Annotated in this window: 10 protein-coding genes and 1 pseudogene; 7 read left to right on the top strand and 4 right to left on the bottom strand. The window is 42.6% G+C overall.

The features are described from left to right. Nucleotides 1-157: 157 nt before the first annotated feature. From AACR11_RS19440 to AACR11_RS19430, 3 genes are read left to right on the top strand one after another with little or no spacing between them, the layout of a single operon-like run. Nucleotides 158-1,510 carry a DASH family cryptochrome gene (locus tag AACR11_RS19440; RefSeq protein ID WP_029789593.1) on the top strand — a complete coding sequence of 451 codons (1,353 nt, stop codon included), beginning with the start codon at nt 158-160 and terminating at the stop codon, nt 1,508-1,510. Continuing rightward, nucleotides 1,510-3,054, top strand: a complete 1,545-nt coding sequence (locus tag AACR11_RS19435) for a cryptochrome/photolyase family protein (RefSeq protein ID WP_029789592.1) — start codon at nt 1,510-1,512, stop codon at nt 3,052-3,054. Before AACR11_RS19440 ends, AACR11_RS19435 begins: the two co-directional genes overlap by 1 nt. Further along, nucleotides 3,054-3,761, top strand: a complete 708-nt coding sequence (locus AACR11_RS19430; RefSeq protein ID WP_029789591.1) for an SDR family oxidoreductase — start codon at nt 3,054-3,056, stop codon at nt 3,759-3,761. The genes AACR11_RS19435 and AACR11_RS19430 overlap by 1 nt, the downstream gene beginning before the upstream one ends. 49 nt (nt 3,762-3,810) lie before the next feature. On the opposite strand, the pseudogene AACR11_RS19425 reads toward AACR11_RS19430, so the two are convergent. Both AACR11_RS19425 and msrB read right to left on the bottom strand, forming a co-directional pair. Further along, a pseudogene (locus AACR11_RS19425) lies at nt 3,811-3,957 on the bottom strand (DUF2256 domain-containing protein). Between the two features lie 41 nt (nt 3,958-3,998). After that, entirely contained in the window at nt 3,999-5,141 is a 1,143-nt protein-coding gene (gene msrB / locus AACR11_RS19420; protein ID WP_029789590.1) for a peptide-methionine (R)-S-oxide reductase MsrB, read from the bottom strand. Between the two features lie 185 nt (nt 5,142-5,326). Between msrB and AACR11_RS19415 the strand changes: the two genes are divergently transcribed. The 4 genes from AACR11_RS19415 (at nt 5,327) to AACR11_RS19400 (ending at nt 7,606) form a co-directional block, all read left to right on the top strand. Next, complete coding sequence (locus AACR11_RS19415; RefSeq protein WP_029789589.1) at nt 5,327-5,725, top strand: OsmC family protein; 399 nt, start codon at nt 5,327-5,329, stop codon at nt 5,723-5,725. A 113-nt stretch (nt 5,726-5,838) separates the two neighbouring features. Then, nucleotides 5,839-6,393, top strand: a complete 555-nt coding sequence (locus AACR11_RS19410; RefSeq protein ID WP_017817349.1) for a sugar O-acetyltransferase — start codon at nt 5,839-5,841, stop codon at nt 6,391-6,393. 121 nt (nt 6,394-6,514) lie between these two features. Then, nucleotides 6,515-7,333, top strand: a complete 819-nt coding sequence (locus AACR11_RS19405) for a hypothetical protein (RefSeq protein ID WP_009696883.1) — start codon at nt 6,515-6,517, stop codon at nt 7,331-7,333. A 39-nt stretch (nt 7,334-7,372) separates the two neighbouring features. Next, on the top strand, nt 7,373-7,606 hold the full coding sequence (locus tag AACR11_RS19400) for a hypothetical protein (protein ID WP_005445432.1): 234 nt from the start codon (nt 7,373-7,375) through the stop codon (nt 7,604-7,606). A 72-nt stretch (nt 7,607-7,678) separates the two neighbouring features. Here the strand turns inward: AACR11_RS19400 and AACR11_RS19395 are convergent, their stop codons facing one another. Together AACR11_RS19395 and AACR11_RS19390 are read right to left on the bottom strand one after the other, a co-directional pair. Then, nucleotides 7,679-7,861 (bottom strand): hypothetical protein, encoded by a 183-nt coding sequence (locus AACR11_RS19395; protein WP_017817347.1) that lies wholly within the window; start codon nt 7,859-7,861, stop codon nt 7,679-7,681. A 212-nt stretch (nt 7,862-8,073) separates the two neighbouring features. Further along, a complete protein-coding gene (locus tag AACR11_RS19390; protein WP_029789588.1) occupies nt 8,074-9,630 on the bottom strand; it encodes a hypothetical protein in 1,557 nt (518 codons plus the stop codon). Nucleotides 9,631-9,780 lie beyond the last annotated feature (150 nt).

Here is a 9,780-nt window from a genome sequence, read left to right as displayed (position 1 = left end):
TAGTTTTCTAAAACGGATTTCTAAAGATGACATCTAGGGTGCATAAAAGTTTGAGTGATGGAGTTTTGAGCAATGTAAACGAAGTGCTGATCTTGACCAACTAAGGTTCGTAGAATCTGGCATACGCATAACAGAAAAGTGCCAAAAGGAGCTTCGTTTGAACAAAACAATAGGACTGTATTGGTTTACCAATGATTTGCGACTGGATGACAACCCAAATCTGACCAAAGCTGTAGAAGAAGTGGATTTTCTTGCCTGTCTTTACTGTTATCCCAAGGTTTCACCATTTTTGGCGCACTATGCTCAAACATCCGAGTTTGGTCAGCCAAAAAGACAGTTTTTAGATGAGTCATTACACTACCTCAACCTGTCTTTAAATGCACTTGAACAACGTTTGCTTGTTGTCGACTTGCATCCTTATCAAGCATTAAAACATGCCTTCAAAAATCTTGGTGTTACAAGGCTTTACGTTGATGCTATGCCGGGTTGCGACGAGCAAAGTGTCATCGAAGAAGTTAAGGCGGAGGAACGCCACGTAACGGTTGTTCAGCAAGAAGTGCGAAGTTTATTTAGGTTGGCTGACCTCCCGTTCAGTCTCAATGCGCTACCTGATACCTTTACCCAGTTTCGTAAGCAAGTAGAAAAGCTATCTATTTCGCAACCTGCCGACAGAGTCTCCACACTTCCACCACTACCCAAAGGTCTCTCTTTACCAACATTGAGCTTAACTCGCGACTTAAAGCCAATGCCATTTGCTGGGGGAGAGCATGCGGGGCTTGAGCATTGTCGTCGGTATTTTGATTCGCCGCTTGCGAGTGAATACAAACAGACACGCAACGGTTTAGATGGCATGGACTATTCCACTAAATTCTCTCCGTGGTTAGCACATGGCTGTGTTTCGGCGAAAAGGATCGTGGACATGTTAAAGCGTTATGAAGCGGATTATGGTGCTAATGATTCGACGTATTGGATTTACTTTGAATTGCTGTGGCGTGAGTACTTTTATTGGTATGCGCGACGATATGGTCGGCAGCTGTTTCATTTTGGTGGGATTCGCAATCAAACGCCATTGACCAGCTTTTACGCCCATCGTTTCCAACAATGGAAAAAAGGCGAGACGCCATTCCCGCTCGTTAATGCGTGTATGCATCAACTCAATGAAACTGGGTACATGTCGAATCGTGGCAGACAACTGGTCGCGAGCTGCCTTGTACATGAACTAGGGCTAGATTGGCGCTATGGCGCTGCATATTTTGAGTCTCAATTAATTGATTACGATGTGGCTTCAAATTGGGGAAATTGGCAATACCTCGCAGGCGTTGGTGCGGACCCTCGTGGTTCAAGGCAATTCAATCTTGAAAAGCAGACGCAAATGTACGACCCCAACCATGAGTTTATTGATAAGTGGGATGGGCATTGTGATGGTGCACGTTTGGATAATGTGGACATGGTTGATTGGCCGATTGCGATGGAAAGTCATGGCAATGCGTCTTCTATGGAGAAATCATGATGCAGTTTGATACCGTTCGGTTGATCTTGGGTGATCAACTCAATTGCGAACATACTTGGTTTGAGCAACCTGATGACCACGTTCTCTATTTGATTGCAGAGTTAAAACAAGAGAATACGTATGTGACGCATCACATTCAAAAAGTATGTGCGTTCTTTTCTGCAATGGAAAAGTTTGCGAAAGAGCGTCAGAGCGAAGGTCATCAAGTCTTGCACCTTACGTTGGATGATACCCAATCTTTTGGGGATCTTGAGCAACTTCTCCAGCATTTTGTCAGCGAAGTTGGTGCAAGCAAGTTTGAATATCAACGCCCTGATGAATACCGATTATTGGAACAACTTGCCAAACTTAAGCTCAATGGCGTAGTAACGCGTTGCGTTGACTCAGAGCACTTTTTGTTGCCGTTTGAAGAGATCGAAGAGCAGTTCCCGCAAGGCAAACACATCATGATGGAGCACTTTTATCGCCGCATGCGCAAGCGTTTCAACATCTTAATGCAAGATGGCAAACCTGTTGGGGGGAAGTGGAACTATGATGCGAATAATCGCAACAAACTCAAAACTAAAGATATTGAGCAGTTGCCACAACCTTTAATGTTTAGTACCGATGTCAGTGAGATACAAGCGCGATTAACACGTCATGGAATTAAAACGATAGGGCACTTTGAAGGGGATTTATTGTGGCCGATTAACCGTGCTCAAAGCTTGTCTTTACTTGCTCATTTTTGCCAAGTTTGCTTGCCTCTTTTTGGTCGTTTTCAAGACGCGATGACTGGGCAACACGACGCTAAATGGAGTTTGTATCACAGTCGGATTTCGTTTTCTCTCAACAGCAAACAACTGCACCCGCAAGAAGTCATTGATGCGTCACTCAAGGCATTCCATTCAAACCCAGACATTAATATTTCTCAGGTTGAGGGTTTTATTCGCCAGATTTTAGGTTGGCGAGAGTACATCCGCGGAGTGTACTGGGCGAACATGCCTCATTACCCGAAAAAGAACGAACTGGAAGCGAGCAGAAAACTGCCTGATTTCTTCTGGAATGGCAAAACAAAAATGGCGTGCATGCGTAATGCGATTGGTCAGTCCCTTGACTACGCCTATGCGCACCATATCCAACGTTTAATGGTCACTGGTAATTTCTGTTTGCTAACTGAGATCGAACCATCTCAAGTGGATGAATGGTATCTCGGTATATACGTTGACGCGATCGAGTGGGTAGAGATGCCAAACACACGTGGTATGGCGCTGTTTGCTGATGGAGGTATTGTCGGCACTAAACCTTATGCAGCTAGTGGTTCTTACATTAATAAAATGAGCGACTACTGTAAGGGCTGCCATTACGACAACAAAGCACGCAGTGGTGAAGGTTCATGCCCATTCAACAGCTTGTATTGGCGTTTTATGAACAAGCATGACAAGCGATTGGCGACCAATCCTCGTATCGGGATGATTTTCCGCTCTTGGGACAATATGGAACCACAGCAACGACAAGCTATCCTTGAAACCGCGGAGCGCTACATGGAAAATTTGGAGACCTTGTAATGGAAATATTGATCGTAGGTGGGAATGGCGGAATTGGATTTGCCATGGTTGCGTGCGCGGCGGAACATTTTCCTCAAGCTCGTGTTCACGCGACCTATCGTAGGCAACACCCCAACTGGCATCATCCCAATGTTATTTGGCATCAAGTGGATGTGACACAAGATGAGGAGGTGAAAGCGCTCAGTGAGTACATCGAGCATGTTGATTGGTTGGTGAACTGCGTGGGTATGTTGCACTCCCAAGAGAAAGGTCCGGAGAAGAATTTGAGCTCTCTCGACGCAGACTTTTTCCAGCAAACGATAATGGTAAACACCTTGCCCAGTTTACTACTGGCGAAGTACTTTACACCTAAGCTCAAACGCAGCACACAGCCTAAGTTCGCGACTGTTTCTGCTAAAGTTGGCAGTATTAACGATAACCAATTGGGCGGTTGGTATAGCTATCGAGCCTCAAAAGCCGCGTTGAATATGTTCCTCAAAACCATGTCAATTGAGTGGCAAAGAATGCTCAAGCATGGCACGGTACTCGCGCTCCATCCGGGAACCACTGATACGGCGTTGTCTGCGCCTTTTCAAACCAATGTGCCAGAAGGAAAACTGTTCACGCCAGAGCGAGTTGCAAAGGATTTGTTGGGGTTAATAGAAAAAGCAACCCCGCAAGATAGCGGGGCGTTTTGGGCTTATGATGGCGCATTACTACCTTGGTAAAGATTGTACTAACTGGGGCAAAATACGCACTAGAGAGGTTCGGAGTGATCTACGTCTTCGTTGATTTTCTTCTTCGGCAACGCTCAGAACAATAAACGATTTCATCCCAATTTCACGCCCACTTCTTTCTCCAAGAAAACGGGCGCTCACAGACTGGACAGACTTTTATGGGAAGGTTGGATTTAAAACCTTTCATCGTTCTGAATGTTCACTCCTAATTCGTTGTCTTAAGCGAGTTTAGTTATTAAATAGGTACAGATAATCGTCGTAACCCAGGTTTGCCATTTCGCTTACTGGTACAAACTTCATGGCTGCTGAGTTCATGCAGTAACGTAACCCTGTTGGTTTTGGTCCGTCTTTGAAAACATGACCAATATGCGAATCGCCAAACTTGCTGCGAATCTCTGTTCGTGGATAAACCAATTTAAAGTCGGTCTTCTCAACGATGTAACCTGGATTGATTGGTCTAGTAAAGCTTGGCCAACCTGTACCTGATTTGTATTTATCCGTCGATGAAAACAGTGGCTCACCAGTGACAATATCCACATAGATGCCCGCTTCTTTGTTATCCCAGTACTCGTTGTTAAAGGGACGCTCTGTGCCTTCTTCTTGTGTTACGTAGTACTGCAGATCAGTCAACTTCGCTTTGATCTCTTTATCAGACGGTTTTTCATAGATCTTCAGTTTTGTCATCAGATCTTTTTCGTTGATAAGCTCGCGTAGTGTTTTTGGGTTGTCTTTACGATCCTCACCAAACACTTCATCTAGGTATTTATCTCGACCTGACGCATAGCGGTAATATTTGTATTTCAGGGCACTCTTTTTGTAGTAATCCTGATGGTAAGACTCCGCAGGGTAGAACTTTTCAAACTCAATAAGCTCCGTTTTAAGTGGCTTCGGATAAATCATCGCCTTGTCGATTTCCATCATAAATTGCTCAGCAATCTGTTTTTGCTCCGCATTATGGTAGAAGATCGCAGGACGGTATTGGGGACCACGGTCGACGAATGAGCCTTTGTCGTCAGTCGGGTCGATATGGCGGAAGAAGTAATCCAAAACTTGCTCGTAGTTAACAATGCTTGGGTCGAACTTCACTTCAATCACTTCTATATGGCCAGATTTGCCAGAAGAGACTTGTCGGTAGGTCGGATTTGCTAAATCACCACCTGAATAACCAGATACGACGTCCAACACACCCGGTAATTGTTCTAAATCTGATTCAGTACACCAGAAACAGCCGCCAGCCAAAGTAGCAATGTCGGTTTTGCCAGATGCGTTCACCTTATCCATGGTATCGGCAGTGCCTGTTTTACTTAATAAGATGAACAGTACAGGGAGTGTGAATGAGAATCCCACCAATAGCTTAGATACTTTCTTCATAACTTCCTCAAACGTCATTTTTCTCAATGAATGTTACGTAAGGAGACAGAAGTTAGAGCTAAAAAATTGCAACAATAGTGAAAAATTCTTTGCCCTTTTATACCGGAGGGCTACAGTAATGGCACCAAACAAACGCTCATTGGTGATAGGTTGCCGATGAGACAGAAGTAATAATGAGGGAAACCATGCAAGCAGAAGTAAAATGGGTCGAAGACTTTAAGTTCCTAGGTCAGTCTCAATCTGGTCACTCCGTTGTGATGGATGGCAATGGCGGTGCGACTGCACCAAGCCCAATGGAGATGGTATTGATGGCTGCTGGTGGTTGTAGTTCTGTTGATGTGGTTGATGGATTGAAGTCAGCAGGTCAGAAAGTGGCTTCTGTTAATGCGAAGCTCACAACCGAACGTCGTGAAACGGCACCGCGTATTTTTACTCAAGTGAACATTCATTTTGAAGTGGCGGGTGAAGCCTTAGATCCAGAAATCGTAGCGAAAGTTGCTGCTGATTCGTTAGAGAAATACTGTTCCGTGTGCCTGATGCTCGGTATGGGCGTAGAGATGACTCACAGCTGGGAAATCGTGTAACCGACCCTAGTGCCACTTAAATAAAATAGGAAAGAGAAAAGCGCGTGCTTTTCTCTTTTTTTATTCCTCTTTTGCATTAACCTAGCTAAGTTAAAAGCTGTAGGAAAGATCCTGTGACCGAACTAGAGAAAATGATGTCAGGCCAAGTATTCGATGGCGCAGACAAAGAAATTGATGCGATTCGAACCCACGCAACTCATGCATTGATGGCATTCAATGGCAACACCGATGAATCCCAACGTGATGCACTGCAAAAGAACCTATTTGGCAAGGTTGGGATGAGCATCATCCGTGCGCCGTTCCATTGTGAGTTTGGTAAAACGATTGAAATCGGTGAAGAGACCTTTATCAATATGAATGTCGTGATGCTTGATGGCGCTAAAATCACCATTGGTAATCATGTGCTTATTGGACCAAGTGTTCAGCTTTACACTGCATCTCACTCGCTGGATTACCGTAGCCGACTAAAATGGGAAACGTTTTGTAAACCAATCACGATTGAAGATAGCGTTTGGATTGGCGGGAACTCAGTCATCAACCAAGGCGTAACCATTGGCGCTCGTTCTGTGATTGCAGCCAACTCAGTGGTGAACAGTGATGTGCCGCCAGATTGTTTATATGGTGGAACGCCAGCCAAATTGATTCGTCGTCTAAACGAGGACGAATAACCACACTTACTCATGGTGCTTATTCTCATAATCAATAAGCGCTTATTTACATATCAATTTCATTAATTTATAAATTTCATATGCTTATTTTTGTTGTCTATGAAATTCATAAGAAGAATGTATGAAGCTGAAAGTTGTAAGTATTTGCTTAATTGTGGGGACGGCGTTTGTAAGTGCTTTGCTCTATTTTGACTCTCAAAAGCTCGTACTTTCGCAATGCGCTGACGAAGAAAAAGTGGAGACTTGGGTTCAATTCGTATTTGACTATTCAATTCTCAATGACTTCAGCATAGAAGCCTTGGAAGAGCGAATCGGCGAAGATTTAGCCCTTTCGAATCTTATTCTCGCAAACTCATGTGTTCCTATGATCCGTAAGAGCGCTGGTTATGAGTTCTTTGATGCTCACAACGCTAAACCTGAAGATATGTTGTCTTCACATTACGAACTCAACCTGCAACACAGCAGTTTGTTGGAACGTGCGTATCAGGAACCAAATTTCTATGTCGTGTTGGTGTTAAGTGAGGACAGCAGTTACTTTGATTTTGAGTACAAAATAGCAGAAACATGGGTTGATTTATTTCCTAACTTCGTGGTTTCCGATGTACGAGCTGGTCCACTAGCTTTGGAGCATGAACTAGGGCACTTAGCATGGGCACAACATGATTTAGAAACGCTATCATCTCAAGTTCAAGGTAGAACACTTGAATCCATGACAGCTGAGGATAACCAGTTACAGATCAAGCGGTATGCTCATGCTGCATTATGTGGTGACTCTGGAACCATCATGAGCTACGAAAAGAACATAGTACCTATCTATTCCAGCCCCAATATTACCTATCAAGGTCGAGTTTGTGGAGACGCTGAAAGCGCAGACAATGCAAGGCTGTTAACCGAGTATGCTCGAGCATTGCGAGCCAAAGTTGATGCACGGTCATGGTAATCGTTACGTTGCTAAGAAATACCTACCTAGGAGGCTAATATGTCAAGAAAGACAGAAGTGTTTCTGTGTCCTAAATGTGGAGTGGAAACGCACCACGTTGTGGTTTTAGTTAGAAAGAAAAGTGCTTTTGAGGGTGATAAAAACCGCGGGAAGAAAGAGTTCATTACTGGGTTTCTCAAAAGTGCTGTCTTCGGTGCTTTTTTAGCTTCGATGGACGATTTTTCTCGTCATTTGATCTGTGAAAATTGTGGTAACAAAACCATTCAAGATTGAGCGTAATAGCCCACTTACCAATCAAACAAAAATGAGCTCTAATTTGAACTCATTTTTATCGATGCTTTTTACTTAAGAATGGAAGATCACTTGTTCGTCGTCGGTCATTACAAGCTTCGCTTTGTTTTGCTCAATAAGCTGAGCGGCATAAGAAGGCGTCACGGCTTGAATCTCGCCTTTTGCTTTTAGCGTCAGTGATTCCCACGCTTGGTCACGATATTTACCCGCTTGGGTGTATTGAATCAGTACTTTCATAGCTTCACGCTCCGGTGTGGTTGACGTGCTACTTAAGTTAGCGCTCCTACGGCGGTTGCGCACCTGTTAAAAATGAAACATAAGATTAATGATGTGTTCTAAGTTTCAAAAAGTGAAGAAGTAGGGGGGAAGAGTAATCGTTTAGAAGATCTAGTTATTTAGAAAAAGAAAGTGGCTAGGGTAGTATTCGCCACTTTCTCAGAAAAACTAAATTAGTTACACTGAACACGTCCTCGAACTAACTTACAAGCTGCGGCTTTTTCTTTATTCGTCATTTCAATATCTCCCACAACATCATTAGAATCAGAATTGAAATTACAGGTAAAGTGTCCTCCAACAAACTTACAAATGCTTGAATCTTCATCGTTTGTCACTTCAATACCCCCTTTCATTGTATTGTTTACGCTATCAGAACCAGAACTTAAATTTCCTTCCCCTAGAAGTAAATCATCTCCTCTGAGGAATCTATCCGATTTAAGAAGGTCATAGTCAACAAACTCTAATAGCTTAGTGTCTTTAAGAGATTTATCTATGATGGGATCATTAAGAAATTCTTTTAATGTTGTATTTCGTAGATTTTGTGAATTTGAAAAGGCAAATAAGTTATTTTCAAGTAAGTTTAATACTAAATTACCTTTTTGCACTCTACTTAGCCCTTTTCTATTTTGCAGCATACCTGCTAGTGCTTCCTTATCATGAAAAGCTAGTAAAGGTGAAAAGGAAAAAGATGAGCCCACATAACGGTCTGACATAAGATCTATTAATTTAATAGGTGTGTTTTGCGCTAATTCACCAAGAGTGAGTGTTGAGATATCACCTTTCTGTGCTAGTTCAAAAAATAACGCGTTTTGGTTATTTGATTTGGTGACTATAGTATTCGTACGGTTTTGTAAACCCGAAAAAGCGTAGCCGGAATTACTCAAAGAGACTAACGCTATGTCTTCATTACCGAGGAAGCTATTCGAGTCTGCCCAAGGGTTTACTTCTGTATTGAGCATTTTGAACATACCTATTGCGCGACTCATGGAGGAAGATGGAGCCTCCATCCAAGGTACTCTTGCCTCTTCACGATTACCAAACGAGAACGAAAATGTGGTCTTTTTGTCTGGGTCTTTTTTGGTTCTTGAGGTAACGTTACCATTTTCATCAAGCGTCTCGGTATAGTATCCGCCAGTTTCACTACTGGAATACGACACACTTATATTATCAAGGTCTACCATTCCTCCTATTCTATCTAAAATTTCATTTACGTTAGAACTGCCACCATCTCCATTACTTGAATCATTACCATTACCTGAGCTGGTACCATTACCTGAGCTGGTACCATTACCCGAGCCGGTACCATTACCTGAGCCGGTACCATTACCTGAATCAGTGCCTGAGCCATTACCTGGGCCAGTATCGTTGGACTTGCATGAGCTCCCAGAACAATTTTTACCTGATTTTTTCTTTGGTTTATGATCAGCCCCAATTGGCGTAAATCTTTGCCACCACATAGGGTCTTGATATTTGATATTAAGTGGGTTTGGTCCGAAGAAAATTTCCGGATACTCACCTTTTACTGGATAAACGAGGCTAGGGTCATATCTTGTATTTTTGTTTCCTAAATCAGGAGTGCCATCATTTGTACAGATTGCAATAGAACATTTATCATGTCCAATCTTTCCGTTTTCCCCTCTACCCGGTTCAAAAGTTGGATCAGGTGTGGTAGCAAGTGTATTAAAAGATAAACTGAATAGAATACCGATTGAAGTTTTAGTTAATCTCATTTATTTCTTCCATTTTATAAAATGAGCAAATACTTTAACTTCTATATTATTTAAATAGAAGATAATTAGTCGGTTTGATTTATTTTTTATTTTTCTTGTGCGGGTCATCAATTTATCTTTTGTTTAAATTGATAGTTTTGTTACTTTTAT

This window comes from Vibrio sp. L85 (genome assembly GCF_963871815.1).
Taxonomy (GTDB): domain Bacteria; phylum Pseudomonadota; class Gammaproteobacteria; order Enterobacterales; family Vibrionaceae; genus Vibrio; species Vibrio harveyi.
The sequence above is the reverse complement of the archived record's forward strand: the minus strand, read 5'-3'. Positions and strand labels throughout refer to the sequence as shown.

What these genes read in the sequence shown, in the direction of transcription:
- AACR11_RS19400 (WP_005445432.1), top strand. Translation starts at nt 7,373, where the DNA reads ATGTCAAGAAAGACAGAAGTGTTTCTGTGTCCTAAATGTGGAGTGGAA.
- msrB (WP_029789590.1), bottom strand. Translation starts at nt 5,141, where the DNA reads ATGAAGAAAGTATCTAAGCTATTGGTGGGATTCTCATTCACACTCCCT.
- AACR11_RS19390 (WP_029789588.1), bottom strand. Translation starts at nt 9,630, where the DNA reads ATGAGATTAACTAAAACTTCAATCGGTATTCTATTCAGTTTATCTTTT.
- AACR11_RS19395 (WP_017817347.1), bottom strand. Translation starts at nt 7,861, where the DNA reads ATGAAAGTACTGATTCAATACACCCAAGCGGGTAAATATCGTGACCAA.
- AACR11_RS19435 (WP_029789592.1), top strand. Translation starts at nt 1,510, where the DNA reads ATGCAGTTTGATACCGTTCGGTTGATCTTGGGTGATCAACTCAATTGC.
- AACR11_RS19415 (WP_029789589.1), top strand. Translation starts at nt 5,327, where the DNA reads ATGCAAGCAGAAGTAAAATGGGTCGAAGACTTTAAGTTCCTAGGTCAG.
- AACR11_RS19405 (WP_009696883.1), top strand. Translation starts at nt 6,515, where the DNA reads ATGAAGCTGAAAGTTGTAAGTATTTGCTTAATTGTGGGGACGGCGTTT.
- AACR11_RS19430 (WP_029789591.1), top strand. Translation starts at nt 3,054, where the DNA reads ATGGAAATATTGATCGTAGGTGGGAATGGCGGAATTGGATTTGCCATG.